Origin of the sequence: Kitasatospora sp. NPDC085895, from assembly GCF_040702125.1 — a bacterium.
GTDB classification, from domain to species: domain Bacteria; phylum Actinomycetota; class Actinomycetes; order Streptomycetales; family Streptomycetaceae; genus Kitasatospora; species Kitasatospora arboriphila.
Genome location: NZ_JBFBJY010000060.1, coordinates 1 through 17,830, shown reverse-complemented (window position 1 = coordinate 17,830; position 17,830 = coordinate 1). Strand labels below are relative to the sequence as shown.

The 17,830-nt window shown below is 74.3% G+C and carries 18 protein-coding genes, 1 tRNA gene and 1 pseudogene; 2 read left to right on the top strand and 18 right to left on the bottom strand.

Annotated features, from left to right (window positions below; translation table 11 throughout):
* Window positions 1-571 (top strand): annotated as a pseudogene (locus AB0442_RS29495) (hypothetical protein); the annotation flags it as partial.
* Window positions 572-696: 125 nt separating this feature from the next.
* Here AB0442_RS29495 and AB0442_RS29490 read toward each other — a convergent pair.
* The 4 genes from AB0442_RS29490 to AB0442_RS29475 form a co-directional block, all read right to left on the bottom strand.
* Window positions 697-1,233 (bottom strand): XRE family transcriptional regulator, encoded by a 537-nt coding sequence (locus AB0442_RS29490; RefSeq protein WP_366166650.1) that lies wholly within the window; start codon window positions 1,231-1,233, stop codon window positions 697-699.
* A gap of 3 nt (window positions 1,234-1,236) precedes the next feature.
* On the bottom strand, window positions 1,237-3,651 hold the full coding sequence (locus AB0442_RS29485) for a helix-turn-helix transcriptional regulator (protein WP_366166648.1): 2,415 nt from the start codon (window positions 3,649-3,651) through the stop codon (window positions 1,237-1,239).
* Window positions 3,648-4,019: a hypothetical protein gene (locus AB0442_RS29480; RefSeq protein WP_366166646.1), complete on the bottom strand. Its 372-nt coding sequence runs from the start codon at window positions 4,017-4,019 to the stop codon at window positions 3,648-3,650. Before AB0442_RS29480 ends, AB0442_RS29485 begins: the two co-directional genes overlap by 4 nt.
* Window positions 4,020-4,227: 208 nt before the next feature.
* Window positions 4,228-4,304: transfer RNA gene (locus tag AB0442_RS29475), tRNA-Met, on the bottom strand.
* Window positions 4,305-4,448: 144 nt separating this feature from the next.
* Here AB0442_RS29475 and AB0442_RS29470 point away from each other — a divergent pair.
* Entirely contained in the window at window positions 4,449-4,808 is a 360-nt protein-coding gene (locus AB0442_RS29470; RefSeq protein WP_366166644.1) for a hypothetical protein, read from the top strand.
* A gap of 365 nt (window positions 4,809-5,173) precedes the next feature.
* Here AB0442_RS29470 and AB0442_RS29465 read toward each other — a convergent pair whose 3' ends face one another.
* From AB0442_RS29465 to AB0442_RS29400, 14 genes are all read right to left on the bottom strand, one after another.
* Window positions 5,174-5,590: a hypothetical protein gene (locus AB0442_RS29465; RefSeq protein WP_366166642.1), complete on the bottom strand. Its 417-nt coding sequence runs from the start codon at window positions 5,588-5,590 to the stop codon at window positions 5,174-5,176.
* Window positions 5,591-6,213: 623 nt separating this feature from the next.
* Window positions 6,214-6,426, bottom strand: a complete 213-nt coding sequence (locus AB0442_RS29460) for a hypothetical protein (RefSeq protein ID WP_366166640.1) — start codon at window positions 6,424-6,426, stop codon at window positions 6,214-6,216.
* Between the two features lie 79 nt (window positions 6,427-6,505).
* The gene (locus AB0442_RS29455) at window positions 6,506-7,072 is read right to left on the bottom strand and encodes a hypothetical protein (RefSeq protein ID WP_366166638.1); all 567 of its coding nucleotides are present in this window, start codon (window positions 7,070-7,072) and stop codon (window positions 6,506-6,508) included.
* Window positions 7,073-7,185: 113 nt separating this feature from the next.
* Window positions 7,186-7,935, bottom strand: a complete 750-nt coding sequence (locus tag AB0442_RS29450) for a hypothetical protein (protein WP_366166637.1) — start codon at window positions 7,933-7,935, stop codon at window positions 7,186-7,188.
* 134 nt (window positions 7,936-8,069) lie between these two features.
* Entirely contained in the window at window positions 8,070-8,603 is a 534-nt protein-coding gene (locus AB0442_RS29445; RefSeq protein ID WP_366166636.1) for an ATP-binding protein, read from the bottom strand.
* 68 nt (window positions 8,604-8,671) lie between these two features.
* Window positions 8,672-9,148 carry a hypothetical protein gene (locus AB0442_RS29440; RefSeq protein ID WP_366166635.1) on the bottom strand — a complete coding sequence of 159 codons (477 nt, stop codon included), beginning with the start codon at window positions 9,146-9,148 and terminating at the stop codon, window positions 8,672-8,674.
* A 203-nt stretch (window positions 9,149-9,351) separates the two neighbouring features.
* The gene (locus tag AB0442_RS29435) at window positions 9,352-9,897 is read right to left on the bottom strand and encodes a hypothetical protein (RefSeq protein ID WP_366166634.1); all 546 of its coding nucleotides are present in this window, start codon (window positions 9,895-9,897) and stop codon (window positions 9,352-9,354) included.
* Window positions 9,898-10,101: 204 nt separating this feature from the next.
* Window positions 10,102-11,034, bottom strand: coding sequence for a hypothetical protein (locus AB0442_RS29430; protein ID WP_366166632.1), 933 nt, complete (start codon window positions 11,032-11,034; stop codon window positions 10,102-10,104).
* A gap of 80 nt (window positions 11,035-11,114) precedes the next feature.
* Window positions 11,115-11,681: a hypothetical protein gene (locus AB0442_RS29425; RefSeq protein ID WP_366166630.1), complete on the bottom strand. Its 567-nt coding sequence runs from the start codon at window positions 11,679-11,681 to the stop codon at window positions 11,115-11,117.
* Window positions 11,682-11,731: 50 nt separating this feature from the next.
* The gene (locus tag AB0442_RS29420; protein WP_366166629.1) at window positions 11,732-12,235 is read right to left on the bottom strand and encodes a hypothetical protein; all 504 of its coding nucleotides are present in this window, start codon (window positions 12,233-12,235) and stop codon (window positions 11,732-11,734) included.
* Window positions 12,236-12,359: 124 nt separating this feature from the next.
* Window positions 12,360-13,001, bottom strand: coding sequence for a hypothetical protein (locus AB0442_RS29415; RefSeq protein ID WP_366166627.1), 642 nt, complete (start codon window positions 12,999-13,001; stop codon window positions 12,360-12,362).
* A gap of 53 nt (window positions 13,002-13,054) precedes the next feature.
* Window positions 13,055-15,160, bottom strand: a complete 2,106-nt coding sequence (locus AB0442_RS29410; protein WP_366166625.1) for a chromosome segregation protein ParM — start codon at window positions 15,158-15,160, stop codon at window positions 13,055-13,057.
* Between the two features lie 81 nt (window positions 15,161-15,241).
* Complete coding sequence (locus AB0442_RS29405; RefSeq protein ID WP_366166623.1) at window positions 15,242-15,787, bottom strand: conjugal transfer protein TraB; 546 nt, start codon at window positions 15,785-15,787, stop codon at window positions 15,242-15,244.
* 23 nt (window positions 15,788-15,810) lie between these two features.
* Window positions 15,811-17,679, bottom strand: a complete 1,869-nt coding sequence (locus tag AB0442_RS29400) for an ATP/GTP-binding protein (RefSeq protein ID WP_366166621.1) — start codon at window positions 17,677-17,679, stop codon at window positions 15,811-15,813.
* Window positions 17,680-17,830: the final 151 nt, after the last annotated feature.

The following is a 17,830-nucleotide window of genomic DNA, read 5'->3' as shown; positions in this document are numbered from 1 at the left end:
CACGGTGCGCGTGTGGAACCTGCGCACCGGCCAGCCCTTCGGCAAACCTCTCACCGGCCACACCAGCAACGTGTCCGCAGTTGCATGCACCGACCTGGACGGCACTCCAGTCGCCGTCACCGGCAGCGCGGACCGCACGGTGCGCGTGTGGAACCTGCGCACCGGCCAGCCCTTCGGCAAACCTCTCACCGGCCACACCAGCAACGTGTCCGCAGTTGCATGCACCGACCTCGACGGCACCCCCGTCGCCGTCACCAGCAGCAGAGACCGCACGGTGCGCGTGTGGAACCTGCGCACCAGTCAGCCCCTTGGTCAGGCACTCGCCAACTACAGAAAGACTGTGTCCGCCGTGGCATGCGTCCGCCTCGAGGACACTCCAGTCGCTGTCATTGCCAGCAAGGGCCACACCTTGCGGATCTGGAACCTACGCACCCGTAGCACTTCAGCTGTACTCCCGCTAAGCGCTCCAAGTGCCGCTGCTTGGAGCACTCTTGGCGACATTGTCGTCGGGTTTTACTCCGACGTCGCTTGCTACCGCCGTCTACCGCCCGGCCCTGCAACACGAGCCTGATCCAGCCAGCCATCACACTGGCCCAACGGAGCGAGAATGAAGCAACATTCTCGGCTCCGGTCTCAGACCGTGTCGATCATCTGCGCTGCAGATCCGGCCCGATCTGCAGCGCCGAGCGGGCGGGGTCAGACGGAGAAGTCGGCCCATTCCAGGCCGGTCAACGTGACCTGGAGGCCGCGGGCGCGGCGGCCGCCGTCCTGGAAGTAGGCCCGGCCGAGGCCTTCGGCGATGATCTGCTCCTGCTCCTGCCGGCTGGCACCGCGGTCGCGAGCCTGGAAGAGGTCGCGGGCGACGCTGCCGGGCAGACGCTGGGTGACGATCCGCTCACGCGGGTCGTCGGTGCTCAGGCCGGCCGAGGTGTAGCCGAAGGAGGCCATGACCTCGACGGTGAAGCCGCGGGCCTCGGCGGCCTCGCGGACCCGCTGGCGCACCCGGGGCTGCCAGCGCTCGCGGACCGCGTCCTCGACCTTGCGGGCGTTGCCGGGGCCGATGCCGGCGCCCTTGCGCCACCGCTCCACCGAGCGCATCGACACGCCGAGCGCAGCGGCAACGTTGCGGGTGCCCTTCAACTGGCGGACCAGGAAGTTGATCCGCCCCTGCAGGGTCTTGGGGATGGGCTGGGTCTGCAGGGCGCGTTCCAGCCCGCGGTCGATGGCGTCCATGGGCTACTCCCCCTCGGCGACGGCGTCGCCGCCCTTGATGTGCCGGCCCGGGTTGGTGTCCTCCGCGATCAACTTCAGCGCCCAGTCCATGCTCTGGGTGCCCTCGTGCTTGCACATCCCGGGCGAGATGCCGAGCCGCCAGACCGTCGTCAGCGCCCCGTCGTTTCCGCGGAGCAGGTCCAGGGCGGAGGGGCCCGGGGACGGGTAGACGGTGCAGTCCGAGAGGATCGCGAGCGGGAACCGGCCGGTGGCTTGGGCGTGGCGGCGGATCTTGCGGTGCTGGTTGACGGTGGCGGTGTCGATGATCAGTGCCCGGTTGAGCGGGTCCCAGGTCGGACGCTCGAGTGCGGGCCAGCGCTGGCCGGGCCGGTAGGTCGCGCCGCGGGGGCGTTCGCGGAGCTTGCCGACGCCGCCCTTCGCGGTCGCCTTCACGGCGGCGAGGATCGCGAGCTCGATGGGGTCGCCGCTCTCCTGCAGGCCAGCCATCACCGCGAGGAACGCCTGCGGGTCCTGCTCGCCGAGGTTCAGCGGCACGCCGAGCCGGTCCATGGTGGTGAGGTAGGCGGCGCGCAGGTGCTTGTGCCACGGGTCGAGCCACGGCCCGGACTCGTGCCGCAGCCACCCCTCGGTCGGCGTAACGGGGAGGCCGAGTTCGCGGGCGTAGGCGACCTTGGGCGTGGTGTACCAAGCCGGTCCGGTCGGCGGCAGGCCGTCCGGGGTGAACGGGTTCGGCAGCCGCGGATCCAGGGCCGCGGTGGAGAAATCGCACTTCCAGCTGCCCGGGATCTTCGGATCGAAGACCGGGTTGAGCTCGTGCACCGGCTCCGACAACGCCATGATCAGGCGCCCCGCGGCGGCGAGGAACGCCGTGTTGATGTCCAGGCCCACCACATGCCGCAGGGCCCGCTCATCATGGCCGATCGCCTCTTCGGGGCGGATCCAGTCCCACACCTCGGTGACCAGCACATCCCCCGGGGCGCGGTCCTGCGCGATCGGGTGCTCCGCGAGGACTTCCGGCGGCGCCGGATCGAACGCCCGCGAGCGTGAACCCTCCACCGGGCCGGACGTCCAGCCCGTCGCAGTGCGCACCGCACGGGTCGGCGGGCGCAGCGCCTCCATCAACGACAGGCCGGTGACGGCGGTGGAGCCGCGGGGAGTCATCACGCGCTTCGCGTAGCCGCCGAGCAGCGCCGCGAGCTGGGCGGGGTCGAGGCCGTTGGGGATGTTCCAGCCGGCGGAGGTGAGGGCGGCCCAGGCGGGGATGCAGTACTGGACGCAGGCGCGCTTGGCGCCGTCGGGGGTGCGGTAGACGCGCGCCCACGGTCCGAAGCCGCGCCGGGTGAGCTGCCAGCCGGCCTTGGTCAGAGCCTTGACGGCCTTGTGGGTCTCGGGGAGGCGGCCGAGTTGGCGCTCGAACTGGCCGGGTTCGGTGCCCATAGGCGGCAGGCCCAGGAGGGCGGCGGCGGCGTCGGTGAGGACGATCAGCGGGTCGCCGTCCTTGCCGTGCTTGTGGAGGCGGGGTTCGCCCAGGCCCGCGGTCAGCGTCCACTCGGTGAGCTCCGGCAGCGTCCTCACCGCGGGAATGTCCAGGACGCGGCCGTCCACCAGGTACGCGAGCAGGCCGCGCCCGGACGGGGCCGGGTCGACGACGGCGAGCGGCCCGTTGGGGAACTTCTCGGCCTCTGTGGTCCGGGCGTCGTCCACCGGGGCGGCGGCGCGAGACGGTGCTTTCCGGGCCGGGCGGGCACCGGGACGCGACACGGCGGCTGGGCGGGCCTGCCGGGTCGACCGGGTCGGTGCAGCAGTGGGCACGGGCCGGTGCGGAGCTGCGGGGGCGGTAGTGGGCGCGGGGGCCGCGCCGTGGGCAGCGGTGGGTGCCGGTGCCGGGGCGGCGCTGGTCGGTGCGGGGGCGGCGCTGGTCGGTGCGGGGGCCTGGACGCAGAAGCCGCCGCCCACGTGCACGGGCCGGCCGGCGGCGCGGAAGATGCTGGGCCGCCCGCACCAGATACAGGGCTGCGGCTCACCGGTGACGAGGTCGCCCGACGGGGTGCGGTCCATCTCGACCGGCCCGGCGAGCGGCGCCGGGGCGGCCGGCGGCACCGGGGAGGCGGGCGGGCTCTGCACGGGCGCCGGGGACTGAGCCGGGGCGGCCTCGGGTCGGGCCGGGGGCAGCAGGCGGGCGGCCATGCCGTCCAGGAGCTTGGCGTAGGCGGCGCGGGCCTCGCCCTGCGGGTCGCGCTGGCCGGACTCCCAGGCGGTGAACGTGGCGGGGCTGACGCCGAGAGCCTTGGCGGTCTCGGCCTTCGTCAGCCCGTACTCGGTGCGCAGCCACGCGCGTTCGGCGGGCTCGGGCAGCGCGACCGGGCGGCGCGGGCCGGCGCCGAGCAGCGCGTCGACGGCGTCCGGGGTGCCGGTCATCGCCCGCCCTCCGCGGTACGGGCCGGCAGCGGCGTGCGGCCGGGGTCGGCGTCGAGGAAGGTGCGCAGCGCGGCGCCGGTCATGATCCGGGCGGGGTTGCGGCCGGGCGGCAGCGGCAGTCGCTCGCCGAGGGCCCAGCGGAAGCGTTCGGCCGGTTCGAGGTCGAAGGCGTACTTGCCGCCAGCCTGCGGGTCGGGTTCGGCGGCGCGGATCTCGAACGCGCCGACGCACACGCCGCCGTCGACGAACGCGAGGAGGAAGTCGCCATGGTCGGCGATCGTCTGCTCGCCGAACCGCCACCAGCGGGACGCGGCCTCCAGGACCGTCTCACCGCCCTTGAGTGCCTGCCGGACATCCACCGCGAGCACGAGACCCTCCCCAAGCCAGGACATGGTAAGCCGAACGATGCAATCGTAACGCAGATCAGAGATGTTTATCAACTCTTAAAAGTCAACGAAGGCGCGAACAGGTGCGATTGACGGGCAGTCACGGGGATGCGTTCGTCCGGGGGCGCCGGCGGCGGTTGTGCCCGGAAACGCGGCAGGCCCGGCACCTGGGGTGCCGGGCCTGACGGGTTGGTAGCGGGGACAGGATTTGAACCTGCGACCTCTGGGTTATGAGCCCAGCGAGCTACCGAGCTGCTCCACCCCGCGTCGGTGAGCACGACTGTACGGCACCGCACCTGAGCATGGGAAATGCATTCCGGTGCGACGCCGCAGGCCCGCACCGCCCACCGGCTGACCGGGTGAACACGGACTCCAGGCCGCAACCGGGCCGCGCACCGGGCGGTTGCCTGCGTGTTCCCCGCTTCCGGCGGCTACGAGGAGACCACCGTCATGGGCCCCATCTTCAGGACGGCCGCTGCGGCTTCGGCCGCGGCGCTGCTGCTGGCCGTGGCCGCGCCCGCCGCATCCGCGGCCGAGGACACGCACATGCACCGTGGTACGGACGGCTGCTTCTCCTGGTCCTGGCGCGACGACTGGAACTGGAAGGCCCGGGTGTACTACCACAACCGCTGCAAGGACACCCGGCTGCTCAACGTCGCCTGGCGCTCCAGCGCGTACAAGAAGACCGTGATCAAGGTGCCCGGCGGCGCCAAGGGCAGCACCGAGCAGATGAGCGACCCCAGCAGCATCTGGGACGGCGGCCGCGCCTGATCCGCGGCACCACAGCGCCAGACGCCCGCGCGGTGACACCCGTCCGCACCGCGGCCGGTGGGCGGCCGCCTCAGCGCCTCGACCGCGCCTTCGACGTGAACGTCCCGGCCGTCTCGGACGAACCGCTGCCGCAGGCGGAAGTGCGGGTCGGCACCGGTCGGCACGGCAGAGTGCGGTTCGTTCGACTTCGCCCGGCGGAGGAGCGCTGCGAATTCTTCATCTGGCCCGGCCGAGCATGGCTCACCCGAAGGCTGGTCGGGTGGTCTGGCAGTCCTGCGGGGACAAGAAGTTTGCCGCCGTTGCACTGCCTCATGCGGCCGGCGGGCCGCTGGTCGCGGGCGTCGGCCAACGGGCCGGCGCCGGAATCAGTGGATGCTGATGCTCTCGGCCAGGTCGACGATCTGTGGGCCGAGGTGCAGGTCCTTCACCCAGCCCATCAGCTGGTCGTGCTGGTCGCGGGTGAGGCCTTCGTGCAGGCCGGCCTGCAGCAGGCCGGCGGCGAGGTGCTGCTTGATGGCCCGCGGCGTGCACTCCTGGCGGATCCGCTGCAGCAGGTGACCGGCCCCGGTCTCGTCGCCGGCATCGCGGGCGGCGTCGAGTTCCATGAACAGGACGGCGGCGTGCAGAGTCTGCGCGAGTTCATCCCGCTCCTCGGGGGTGGTGGCGGACTCGGCGAGCAGGTGCTGTTCGATCTTGCGAGCCTGCTCGAGGTCTCCAGCGAGGTAGGCCCGGCGCAGCGCCTCGCCCTGCCGGGTCTCGAAGATGTCGGGCAGGTGGGTCATCGCGGTCTCCTGTGGTCGGCGGCGGTGCGGTCCCGGGCCGGCCCCAGCTTCGGGCCGTTCCCGGCTGCGGGTCCTGGCCACCGGTGTTCCGCCGGGGGTGCCTCGCCTATCTGATCTGATCGCACGTCATGTCAGCAAGGCGCGCTCAATGCCGACGGCCCGGCCGGCTTCGACGCCCGGGCTGGTCCCGGGGACGGCCGCCGGGAGGCGGTTGCGTGTCGGTCCGGCCGCCCTCGGTCTGGTTTCCCGCACTGGCCGGCTCTTGCCGAGATGGGCTGGCCGGTCCGGTGGCTCGTGCGCACGGACACGGCCTGGGTGCGACATGGCATACGGCCGCTGGTTGCGGCGGGGCGCGGGCCGGGATCCGTCCAGCCTGCACCCCGCGGGCGGGGCGGCCAAGTGCCCAGCTGGTGCGACCGTACGACCCGGCCCCTGCAGCGCCCGGAAGGGGCGGCCCGGAAACGACAAAGGGCCCGGCACCGGTGCGTCGGTGCCGGGCCCTGAGCCGGAGTATGGGCGGGAGCGGCCGCTCTCACAGCCCTGTCGGACAGCCATGGGACGGTGTCCCGCTCCCGCGGTGTCCGGGTCGCGCCTGGTGGGCTGCGACTGTTCTTGGCGGGGTGTCAGCGCGGGCAGTGGGCGGCGGGCCGGCCATCCATCAAACTGCCGCCGGGGTGGCGGGTCGCCGTCGATCCGGCCGTGGGCCCGCAGTGCGACGCACGGTGGGACGCCAGGTGTGCGGCGGAGACCGCCCACATGAGGATCAGGCAGACGATGCAGACCGCCTTGATCACGTTCTCGACGGTGCCGGCGGGCTGTCCGTCATCGATGCGCACGGGTTCTCCTGGTCGGTGGGGTTGGTTCCCGGTCGGTGCGGGCCGGCCGGCAGGGGGCCGAGCCGGTTCGGCCGGGCGTTCAGGGACGGATGCCGGCGGGGCTGTCCGGGTCGACGAGGGCGAGCTGGTCCGGGTGCGGCTCGTGGCCGTTGTCCTGGACGGTTGCCCGGGCGCGGGCCTCGGTGTGGGCGGTGTTGTCGCAGCCGCAGACCAGCCGCCCGTCCGGCAGCCGGTGCCAGCCGTGGTTGTCGACGGCGTCGCCGGCGGCGGCGTCGGGGCCGGTGTGGTGGGGGACGAACTCGTCCTCCGGCGCCTCGCCGCACACCGAGCACGCCGCGGTCCAGCACAGCGACGGGACCGCGATGCCGGCGCCCGCCCGGGCTGTGCCCTCGCGCCGCCAGGCGTAGCCGTGGGTCAGGACCAAGGCGTGGCCGACGGGCTGGAACGGGGAGTGGTCGTCGAGGTCGGCGGCGAGGGCGTTGTGCTCGGCTGCGGCCATCAGCGCGGTGGCCAGGTCGGGCATCGGCAGCAGGGTGTCGGGGCCGGTGAGCCACAGCTCCCAGGGCCGGTCGGGGGTGCCGGGGCGCAGCCGCCGGTCGGGGTTGGCGGTGAACAGGCCGCGGCGGGTGGCGGGGGTGGTCGTCATGCGGGTGTCTCCCTTGGACGGGTCGGCCCGGCCCGCTGGGGTGCGGGCCGGGCCGGTGGTGAAGTGCGGTTGGGTGCAGCGGGCCGGGCAGGCCGGTCCGGGGAGTGGGTGCGTCAGAGGGTGCTGGTGGCGTGGGCGTCGGCTTCCTGGTCGACGCCGGTGTCCGGGTCGTGCTCGGCGGCCGGGCCGCCGGTTCCCGGGTCGGTGGCGCAGAGTTCGGCGATGGCCAGGTCCCGGCCGAGGGTGTCCCACGGGTCCCCGCCCTCGTCCTCGTCGTCGGGCTGCTGCTGGTCGGCGGCGGGGCTGTCGAGGAGCGCGACCAGGTCGGTGATGGTGTGGACCTCGATCGGTGTGGCGTCCGTGCCGGTGACCAGCAGGTAGCTGCGGCTGCTGTAGCCGTCGCGGTCGGTGGGGCGGGGCACGGCCAGCAGGTGCGCGCCGGCACCGAGCGGGCAGGTCGCCGTGCCGTCCGGCTGTCCGGTCCAGTGGGCGGCCTTGGTCAGGCTGCCCTGGCCGTAGTCGAGCCGCCCCGCGCCGGCGGCCGCGCGGTGCGCCGCGTCCGCGCACACGTCGGCGGCCAGCTGCCCGGGCGTGGGCGCCGGGACCGGCTCGCCGACCGGACGGTGGTGCTCGGCTCCGAGCCGGCGGCGCAGCGGGGCGAGGGCCTTGTAGGCGGTCTGGTCGGTGAGGACGGCGGCGAGGGCGCCGGCCGCGAGGGCGAGGGTGGTGCGGGTCTCGGCCGGGCGGTGGGCCAGGGCGCGGTAGGTGGCCAGGCCGGTGGCGGCCGCGGCGGTGACGGTGGCGGCGGACTCGGCGGTGTCCAGGGCGGTGCGGGCCAGGCGGGTGAGCAGGGTGTCGGTCACGGTGGCCTCCTTCGGTTCTTCGGGGTGGTGGGGGTTGGGCCGGGCGGCCGCGCCGCGCACTACGGCGCCCCGCCGCCGCGCCTGGCAGGCGTGGACTGGGCGGGGCGCGGTGGTGGGTAGCGTCAGCGTCCGGATCAGCTGACCGACGGGCACAGACGCACGTCGTCGAAGCCCTCGCCAGGCAGGACCGGGACGGCGTCGGCGGCGAGTTGGTGCTGCCGACGCAGGACGTCGTCCGGGACGCGCCGGTTGGCCGGCCGCTCGGCGTTGCGGCGCAGGCACACCTCGAGCGGGGTCGTGAACACGATCGCCAGCAGCGGCCGGCCGTGGCGGCGGGCCCGCTCGACCAGCTGCGCCCTCACCTTGGCCTCGACGTTCGTGGAGTCGAGGTAGAGGGTGCGGCCGCGGCTCAGGCGTGCGTCGATCAGCAGGTTCTGGATCTGGACGGCCTCGGCGGTGGCGCTCTGGTCGCCGGCGTTGCCGCCGGTCACCAGGGCTCGCAACTCGTCCAGGGAGACGACCTCGCGCGAGTCCAGGGCCCAGGTGAACGTGGTCTTGCCGCTGCCGGCCGGTCCGATCAGGGTGACGAGGGTGCCGTCTGCGACCGGCGCGCGGGCGGCCGTCCTCGCGCGGTCGTCGGGGGTGAGGTGGTTGTAGCGGTCGGTCATGTCGAGGTGCTCCTTGCGGATCGGGGAGCCATGGGACGTGCGGCTTCCGGTCGTTGGCTGCGCCGGGATCACAGGCGGGTGATCAGCAGCGCGGAGATCAGCAGTGCTCCGGAGTGCAGGGCCTGATCAGCCAGGTACAGCCCGTTGAGGCCGGCCGTTCGAAGCTCGGCGAACGCTGGCGAGCCGGTGTGCTGCAGCAGCCAGCGGACCGGCCAGCGCCTGTCCAGTACGGCGTGGGTGGCCGCCGACCAGGCGAATCCGACGGTCAGGCCGGTCGCGCCCAGCGGCAGCGGGATGAACAGCCACACCAGAGCCAGCAACGCGGCCATCACCAGGTGGTACTGGCCGACATGGGCCAGGCACGCGCCCCAGCCGCGGCGCGGGCTTGCCCCGGCAGCAACGTCCTCGGCCGTCGGCGCTCCCTTGTTCGCGGCTTGGTGGTCGCTCTGGCCGAAGACGTGGTCTGCCAAGTTGTGGCCGACGGTGAGCACGGCCCAGGTCGAGCCGAACGTCGCCAGGGTGGCGACCTGGTCCAGGTTCGTCATCGCGTCTCTCTGAAGTTCCCCGCTGTGATGGGCAGCGTGGGTGTCCGGCAGGGTCACAGGCGTAGTGCAGGCCGTCGTCGGCGGTGCGCCAGGTGCGGGTGCGGTCGCCGGGCTCGTGGCCGGCGCCTCGCCGCGCCTGGGTGGCGCGGTCTGGGCGGGGCGCGGTGGGCGGCGTCGGTGCCCGGTGTGGGACTGACGCTGGGTCAGTCGGCCGCGGGTGAGGCGAGGGGTGCGGGCAGGGCGAGGCAGTCGCGGGCGTGGTCGGTGGCCTGGGTGCGCATGAGGTTCAGGTCCTGGGCGTCGGTGCCGCTGCCGGCGCGGCAGGCGGTGCAGCGCCACCAGGCGGGGCCGGGGGCCGCCTGGTGGGTATCCGGCCAGGGGTCGGCGCCGACAATCTCGACCTCGGCGCCGTGGCGGTTCTGCAGCCGGATCCAGGTGTGTTCGGGGCCGCCGTCGCTGGGGGCGTCGGTGCGCAGCAGGAGGTGGCCGGCGGCGGTGATGCGGATCTGGTGGTGGTCGGCGGCTTCGCGGAGCAGGGTGTGCAGGGTGCGGCGGCCGCCGAAGGCGTTGCGGGTGTCGATCGTGGTGATGGCGGTGTGGAGCTGGTCGGGGGTGGTGCGGTCGAAGCCGAGGTCGCGGAACGCGGCGAGGAGCAGGATCAGCACGTCGTAGGCGTCGTCGCCGTTGAGGCGGCCGGTGTGGCGGTCGGGGGTCAGATGGGAGAGGTGGGCGGCGAGCGCCGGGTTCATGATCGGCCCTTTCGTGGTCGGTGGGGTGCTGTCCGGTGTGCCAGGTGTCCGGGTGCGATCTTCTGCTCGAGTACGGAAGATCAGCAGGTTGCCCAGCGGCACAGCGTGGCAGTCCGGCCGGGCGGCCGCGCCGCGCACCGGACCGCCGCGCCCGCTGTGGTGGGCGGGGTGCGGGCCGGTGGGCAGCGTGGGTGTCCGGCCGGGTCAGAGCGCGTAGTGCAGGCCGTCGGGTGCGGTCGGGCAGGTGGTGGCGTCGTCGGCGGTGCGCCAGGTGCGGGTGCGGTCGCCGGGCTCGTGGCCGGTGGCCCAGCGCAGCGGCCGCGAGCAGTGGCGGCACTGGAATCCGGCGGCGGCCGGGATGAGGTCGACGGGCGGCGGAGCCGGCTGCGGGAGCGGCTCGACCCGATCGTCGCCGGCCCGGACCCCGACGGCGGTGGGCGCGGCGGTCGGGACGGTGGCGCGCTCCAGGGCTCCGGTCAGGGCCTGCTCCAGGAGCGGGGAGACGATCAGCTCGGTGCGGGTGCTGGTGGTCGTGTGGGTGCGGCGGGGCCGGTAGGCGGAGAGCGTGAGCAGCAGCCACAGGCCGCTGGTGGTGGCGGTGGCGGCGGCGCGCTGGCCGTCCGGGGAGGCCTGCCAGACGGCGGTGGCGGTGCCCGCGCCGACGAAGGCCCACGCCAGCCGCCCGGCCAAGGAGCCGCCCCGCGCGGAGACGAACGCGATCGCGGCGAGCAGGACCCAGGCGACAGCGAGCTGATGCGCGGTCACCGGCAATCCGGTGGCGTGCTGGTGGAGCCACAACTGAGCGGGGCCGGTCACCACGGCGGTGAAGGCCTTCGCAACGGCGCGGGCGTGGTCGGCGGTGGCGCTGTGCCACAGCGCGCCGGCGAGCCCCGTGGTGCCGTGGAAGGCCCCGGCGATGACCCACACGAGGAAGCGGACGAGCCAGTACAGGGCGCCGCCGATGATGACGACGGCCAGGACCACGCCCGCGACGGCGGCGGACACCTCGGCGGGACCGGTGGGGCGCGAGGCGGTGTGCTCGCGCAGCCGCCGGGCGGCGGCCCGGGTGGACTCGCGGACGGCGGTGCGCCCGCGCCGGCCGGGTTCGTTGGTGCCGGGCTGGAATGGGATGGACACGGGGATGCACTCCTCGGTGTTCGGCAGGGACGGGTCGGCCCCGGGGCGGCAGGGGTGCCGCTCCGGGCCGGACCGAAGGTTCAGGCGGTGGTAGCGGCCTGGTCGAGGACCAGGCGGGCCGCTCGCAGGTCGGCCAGCCAGCGGGCCAGGTCCTCGCGCCTGCTGGTGGCCGCCAGCGCGGTGTCCTGCTGCAGCAGCGGGACCAGGACCGCCTCGGCGTTGCGGTGCGCCTCGCCCGGGTAGAGGGGCTGCGCCTCCAGCAGGTCCTCGGCGATGGTGCGGATCTCATCGGCGATGTCCTCGGCGAGCTCCTCACCCACCCGGTCCTGCGGCTCCTGCGAGGTGTGCTTGTGGTGGGCGAGGGTGACGGTCAGGCGCAGCCTGGCCAGTTCGGTGAACTGCTCGCCGAGGACGGTGAGGTCGGCGCGGGATCGGGCGTCGGCGAGGTTCTGGCGGCTGCGGACGATCTGGTCGGCGCTTGCGCCGGTGTTGGGCAGCTCGCAGCGGTGGGTGCGGCGTTCCTGCTCGGCGGCCTCGGCCTGCCGGGCCAGGCGGGTGGTGTGCCAGATGCGTCGGCGGGCGGGGTCGTGCAGCCACCGGCGGAGTGCGTGCAGCGCGTGCAGGTCGCAGACGGCGAGCGTGGTCACGGTCGGGTGAGTCCTTCCGGTCGAAGCAGCTGGTTGGGTGCGGGGCCCGATCAGGCCGTGGCCTGGTGGAGGAAGTCGAAGGAGCCGGGGGCCCAGGTCAGGTAGGGGGAGGTGAGGGTCAGGGCGCCGTCCCAGTCGGCGCCGGTGACCGGCAGCTGCGCGGGGCCGTCCCAGCCGTGGACGTCCAGCAGCACGGCGGTGCAGTCCGGCAGCGCGGCAAGCACCTCGCGCAGCTCGCCGACGCTCAGCCCGCACTCACCCGCCCGGTCGGCACGCGCGGTGGTGTCCGTGGAGGTGGTGAGGGCGGGGAACAGCGCCTCGGTCTGGGGGGCGGGGCGCAGGGTGGTCAGGAGCAGGGTGCCGTCCCAGTGGGCGGCGGCCACCGGCTGCTCCGCGCAGTGGTCCAGGTCGGGGACGGCGATCAGCACCGGCGCGGTGTCGGGCAGGTCGGTGAGCACGTCGAGCAGCTGGCCGGCGGTGGAGCGGGTGGTGCGCTCGCTGACACCGAGCGCGTCGAGCAGCTGGGCGAGCGGGGAGGCGGCGGGCGTGGTCACGGTGGTTACCTCCAGCAAGGGATTGGGTGGTCGGCCGGCCGGCCCCGGAACGCAGCCCGCCCGCCCCGGCCGGGAGACGGCAGGGGCGGGCGGGTGCGGGCCGGGAGCGAGACCGGGCAGGCGGTCAGCCGGTGTGGTTGGTGATGCCGCCGCGGCCCCAGGCGCTCTGGCGGCCGATGGTCGTGGTGGTGGTGCGGTGGACGAGCGCGAGGACGGTGCCGGTCGCGGCCGCGCCGGTGCCGCTGGTGGTCACGGACGCCCCGGAGCCGGTGCCGGTCGTGGGGCCGGTGAGGGTGCGGAGCTTGCCGAGCAGGACGGCCAGGCCGAGGACGACGACACCGACGAGGATCGCGGCGTACTGGAGGAGCTCGCCGAGCTCGCCGGCGTGCGGGGCCGCGGCGGCGACGGCCGCGCCGACCATCCACACCGCGCCACCGGCCGCGACCGCGGCGAGGGAGCCGTAGAGCAGGCAGTCGCGCACCACCCGGGGCAGACCCGGGTCCGCCACTGGCGGCTCCAAGGCCACCGCGGCGGGCCCCGGCTGGGCCGCGGCCGGGACGGCGAGCGGGTTGTGCACCGGGACGGCCGCGACCTGGCCGTCGATGAGGGCCGGCACGAAGGCCTCGTCCGTGGCGCCGGGGTGCAGCGGGACGGCGAGGATCCGGCCGTCGAGGACGACCGGGGTGTAGCCGGTGGCGAGGAGGCTGATCTGCGGCTCGGCCGCGGCCCGGGTGGTGCTGTGCGGGGTGTGCTGGGTGCTGCTCACGGCAGTCTCCGATCGAGTGGAAAGTGGGGTAGTGGCGGCCTCATGGGAGCCGGTCAGGCACCGGTGAGCTTCTTGATGGCGTCCAGGGCCTGGCGGGGTGTGGTGACGGTGGACTGCGCGGGAAGCGTCCGGCCGACCGCAGCGGCACGGGACTTGGATCGGCTGCCGGACGGCAGCTCGCTCTCGCCGTCGTCCTCGGGTTCGGGGCCGAACTCGCCGGGGCGGGGCGGCTCGTTCCAGTCGAACCACAGGTCGCGGGCCTCGAGTTCGGCGATCTCGTGGTCGGTGAGGCCGTGGACGGTGTCGGGGAACAGCGGGGCGATGGGCTGCTCGAAATCCATGCACAGGGTCCGCAGGATTTCGGGCTTGCGGGATTCGATGATCCAGCCGACGCCGCCGGTGTTGGAGTCGGACGGCGGCTCCGGCTCGCCGTTCATGATCCGTGCGATGCGGCCGGACTCCGCAGGTGAGAAGCTGCGCGGCAGTGGGTCGGGGATGTCCTCGGGCGTGACGCCCAGGGACTTGAACATGTCCGTGATCTTCTTCGGGGCGACCTTGAGCACGACCGGGATCCCGTTGTCGCGCAGGTTCTCGTTGAGGAGCTGCGTGAAGCCGTCCTGCACGTACACGGACTGGCCGGCGACGTGCTCGCCGATGCCGTACTTGCGGCCCTTGACCGAGATGACCTCGGCCAGGTTCATGATCTCCGCGCCGTACTCGTCGTGGCGGGCCGCGGACAGGAACTCGTCCCAGAAGCAGCTCAGGGGCCGGTAGGGGCAACCGGGCCGCTTCGGGTCCCAGTCGTGGATCTGGCCGTCCGCCCAGAGCATCTCGCCGCGAACCTCAATCAGCGCGGCTGTGGCCCGCATCGCGCGGATCATGTAGAGCGCGCCGACGCCGTAGCGGTCGCAGTGCGCGCTCAGCGCCGCGGTCTTGGAGTCCGGGGCCTCGGTGACCAGCCACACCACCGCGCCGAAGTTCGCATTCGCGCAGATCGCCAGCGCCATCAGCTGCGTCTTGCCGCCGCCGGACGGGGCCACGTACAGGCCGTGGGCGGCACCGCGGTCGGTGTGGACGCGGTTGCGGGCCGGCTGGCCGTTCGTCAGGTAGCCGCACACCCAGCGGCCGTCGGTGTCGGGGGTGAGGAGCTCGCGGGTGGCCGGGTAGACGGTGGCGAGCGGGGAGATGTCCCACACCGACACCAGGACCTCCTGGCCGTCCACGGTGACGAACACCCGCCCGTCGTCAACCGAGGTGCCGAGGGCCTTGCACAGCGCCTTCAGGTCGATACGCGGCTCACCGTCGGGCAGGTGTGCGGTCCAGTAGGTGACGCCCCGCTCGTGGTTGCGGCGCTTGCCCGTGAGCCGGGAGCCGGGGATCGCGGTGGCGCCGATCCCGTCGGCCCACCGCTCCGCGTCGGTGGGCGCGGTGCGGCGGCGGAGGTTCTCCTCCGGCACGAGCTTGACCTCCAGCCAGCCCGGCCCGCCCTGACGGCCGGCCTGCTGCGTCACAGGAAGGAGCACGACGTCGGGTTCGGTGATGCCGAACGCCGCGGCGACCGCGGCCTCGCTCAGGCCGGTGATCGGCCGGCCCGGCTCACTCGCGCGCAGCAGCATGGTCAGGTCGTGGCGCTTGCCGGGGTGGCGGGTGGCGGTGACCACGTGGGTGCGCCCGGGGTTTCCGGCGCGCTCCCACAGCTCCCGCACGCCGCGGGTGAGGGCGTCGGCCCCGTCGTCGGCGGTGGCCGGGACGGGCGCCGGGGCCGCAGGAATGGTGGCCGGGGCGGGCAGCGGCTGGGGGGCGGGGGGCGCGGCGAGGGCGGGCCGCAGGCGGCGGGAGGTGCGCGACAGCGGCAGCACGATGCAGCCGGCCGCGGCCCATCCGGCCGCGGCGAGCGCGTCCCAGCCCCAGCTCGGGGTCCACAGGGCGGCGATGTCGACGGCGGCCGCCAGGGCGAGGGGCGACAGGCGGACCAGCTTGCGGCCGGCGCCCGCGTGGTCGCGGCTTGCCAGCACGGATCCGGCGACGCCCGCGCCGCCGGCGAGCAGCAGGACGGTGTTCAGCGGGCCGTCGGGGGCGATGTTCGGGGCCGCGGCGAGGACCGGGGCGGCCAGCGTGTAGAGGGTTCGTTCGAGCACGACGGCGCGCGGAGCGGACACCGGGTTTCCTTTCATGGGAAGCGTGGAGGGCGGCCCCCACCGCTGTGGTGGGGCCGCCCTCGGTACGGGCTTGTTCGGGGGTCAGTTGCGGGCGAAGAAGCCCGGCTTGGGCGTGCGGTGCTTGCGGCCCGAGCGGATCTGGTCCAGGGCCTCGTACATCCGCGCGTGGGTGCGCTGCGTCTCCGAGGCGTCCGCGGAGACCGCCTGCGCGCTCTCGTGCAGGCGGCCCGTCGCCAGGGCGGCGCCGTCCAGCGCGGTGGCCACGGCGTTCGTCATCTCCACGAACACCGGATCCAGGTCGGCGTCGGCGATGTGCCCGGCCAGGGTGGAGGCCCGGTCGGCGGTGGCGCGCATCCGCCGCCGCAGCGCCTCCAGCCGCCCCGTGGCACCGTCCAACGCCCCCGAGAAGGCCTTCAGCTTGTGCTGCACCGCCTTGTAGCGGTTGTCGCCGTCGGTCGGCGCGGGAGCCCGCCCGGCCGCCGGCCGGGCGGGCACGGCGGCCGGTGCCTGCCGAACCGGCCCGAGGCCCGCGTCGGACGGTGCCGGTACGGCGGCAGCCGATCCAGGTACGGAGGCAGACGGTGCGGGTACGGCACCGGTCGGCGGGTGGTCGACTTCGCTGCTCATCAGCGTGCTTCTCCCTTCATGGTCTAGTCGTGGTGGGCGGCGGCGGAGGCCTGCGCAAGGCCGCTCGCGTCCATCGCGGTGACGTCCTCGGTGTAGGCCTGGGCGACGGCCCGCGCCGCCAGGGCCGCCGCGGTCGCGGCCTCCTCGCACTCGGCCGAGCAGCGCTGTGCCTGGGCGGCCATCGCGGCGGCGGCATCGGCGAGGTTCGTGATCAGGTCGACCGCGTCGGTGTCGACGTTGTGGTCGCCGACCAGGTCTGCGGCCATCTCCCGCAGCGCGTCGGCCACGGCCGTCAGCGACGCGGCGAGTTCCTCGGCGTCCTGCCTGTCCGCGGCCGCGGCCACCGCGATGTTGGCGATCTCGACCAGGTACTCGTCGAGCGTGACCTCGGTGCGGTGCTGCGCGGCCATCTTCTGCGCGGCGGCCGTGCGCTGCCGGCCGCCCGTGCCCGTGGGTGCCGCCATCGGCATCTCCTCCGTTTCCGTTGTCGGGGTGGGCCGGGTGGTGCCGGGCCGCCGGGTGTGGCGTTCGGGCGCGGGCCCCAGTGCGGCGGGCCCGGTGGCCGGCAGCTCGGGCACGACGATCTCCGCGTCCTGGATGTCACCGTCGCCGTCCGGTGTGCCGCGCGGCGGCTGCCAGGAACGCCCCGGGGACACGGTCTCCGGCTCCGGTTCCGGGTCCGGATCGCCGGGGCCCGGCCGCGCCGTGCCGTTGCCCTCAGCGGGTCCGGCTTCGGCCGCGGTTCCGTCGGCGGTGCGCCGGTAGCCGAACCCGGCGCGCGGGTCCCACCAGGTGTACCGGCGCTCCTTCGACCGCCGATCGCCGTCCGGATCCTCACCGCGGGCCTGCGGTCCTTCGTCTTTCGGCTCCGGCTGCTGCCGTTTCGGGTCCGCCTCCCGGCGTTTCGGGTCCGGCCCGCCATCTTTCGGCTCCGGGCCGCCGGCCGCCTGTGCGCCGTCCTGGCCGTCGGCGCCCGTTGCCTTGCCCTTGGACAGGTCGGCCTGTGCGGCCGCCTTCTCCTTCTCGGCCTTCTGCCGCGTCTCCTGCCGCTCGTCCCAGCGCCGCTGTGCCTCCTGAGCCACGGCTTCGCCGAGGGTGGTGCGGCCCGCCTCGGTGGCCGAGGCCTTCGCTGCCTCCTTCGCGGCCGCTCGCGTGGCGGCGCGCTCGGCCTTCTTCGCGCGGCGGTCGGCCTTGTCGGTGCGGAGGTCCTGCCGGGCAGCCGCGCGGCGGTCGCGGGCCTGGTCGCGGTCTTTGGTGCGGTCCGCGAGGTCGGCGTTCTGCCGGGCGGCGAGCCGCTCCTGGCGGGCGCGGGACCGCTCGGCCGCGGCCTGCTGTCGGCCCTTGCCGTCCCGCGTTCCGCCGGAGCCGCCAGAGCCGTTCTGACGGGCCTTCAGGTCTTCCTTCGACTCCGTGCCGCGGCCCGGCCCCTTGCGGCTGCCAGAAGGCCCGCCGGGGCCGTTCTTGGCACCGCCGGGCCCCGGGCCCCGCCCGTCGCTGCGGCCCGGCCCCTTGCCAGCACCGGCGCCGGGGTTGGGCCCCTTGCTGCCGCCGGGGCCGCCGCCTCGGCCGGAGCCGCCGGGGGCTCCGGCCGGGGACTTGGCCAGGCCCTTGTCGGCGCCCTTGCCGGCCGCGTCCGTCTTGCCCTGCGTCGCGGTCCGGGCCGCGGCCGCCTGCAACTGGGCCTGGCGGAGCTTGTTCTGCTGCTCCATGAGCCCGGTTTCGCGGTCGGTTTTCGCCTTCAGACGCGCGATCGCGACCTCGATCTCGGCCTCACGCAGAGGCGCTTCGGCGTCCTTGCGGGCGCGTCCGAGGTCGATCCGGTATTCCAGCCAGTCGCCGATCCGGTCGGCGAGAGAACGCCGCACCCAGTATTCGGCGGATTCCTCACCCATTTCCGCATCTTCGCCGGAATTCCCGGATGCGGAACTGGCGGGAATTCCTTCCGAGGCCAGCCTCGATCGTTCACGCGCGCGCGCCGGCATGAGGGGTTCGGCTGGGCTGTCCGGTTCCTGATGATTCGTCCTGCGGTGTGATGCTCGCTGG

Coding starts and splice junctions, on each gene's coding strand:
- AB0442_RS29490 (WP_366166650.1), bottom strand. CDS start 1,233: ATGGACGCCATCGACCGCGGGCTGGAACGCGCCCTGCAGACCCAGCCC.
- AB0442_RS29485 (WP_366166648.1), bottom strand. CDS start 3,651: ATGACCGGCACCCCGGACGCCGTCGACGCGCTGCTCGGCGCCGGCCCG.
- AB0442_RS29465 (WP_366166642.1), bottom strand. CDS start 5,590: ATGACCCACCTGCCCGACATCTTCGAGACCCGGCAGGGCGAGGCGCTG.
- AB0442_RS29455 (WP_366166638.1), bottom strand. CDS start 7,072: ATGACGACCACCCCCGCCACCCGCCGCGGCCTGTTCACCGCCAACCCC.
- AB0442_RS29445 (WP_366166636.1), bottom strand. CDS start 8,603: ATGACCGACCGCTACAACCACCTCACCCCCGACGACCGCGCGAGGACG.
- AB0442_RS29440 (WP_366166635.1), bottom strand. CDS start 9,148: ATGACGAACCTGGACCAGGTCGCCACCCTGGCGACGTTCGGCTCGACC.
- AB0442_RS29435 (WP_366166634.1), bottom strand. CDS start 9,897: ATGAACCCGGCGCTCGCCGCCCACCTCTCCCATCTGACCCCCGACCGC.
- AB0442_RS29405 (WP_366166623.1), bottom strand. CDS start 15,787: ATGAGCAGCGAAGTCGACCACCCGCCGACCGGTGCCGTACCCGCACCG.
- AB0442_RS29400 (WP_366166621.1), bottom strand. CDS start 17,679: ATGGGTGAGGAATCCGCCGAATACTGGGTGCGGCGTTCTCTCGCCGAC.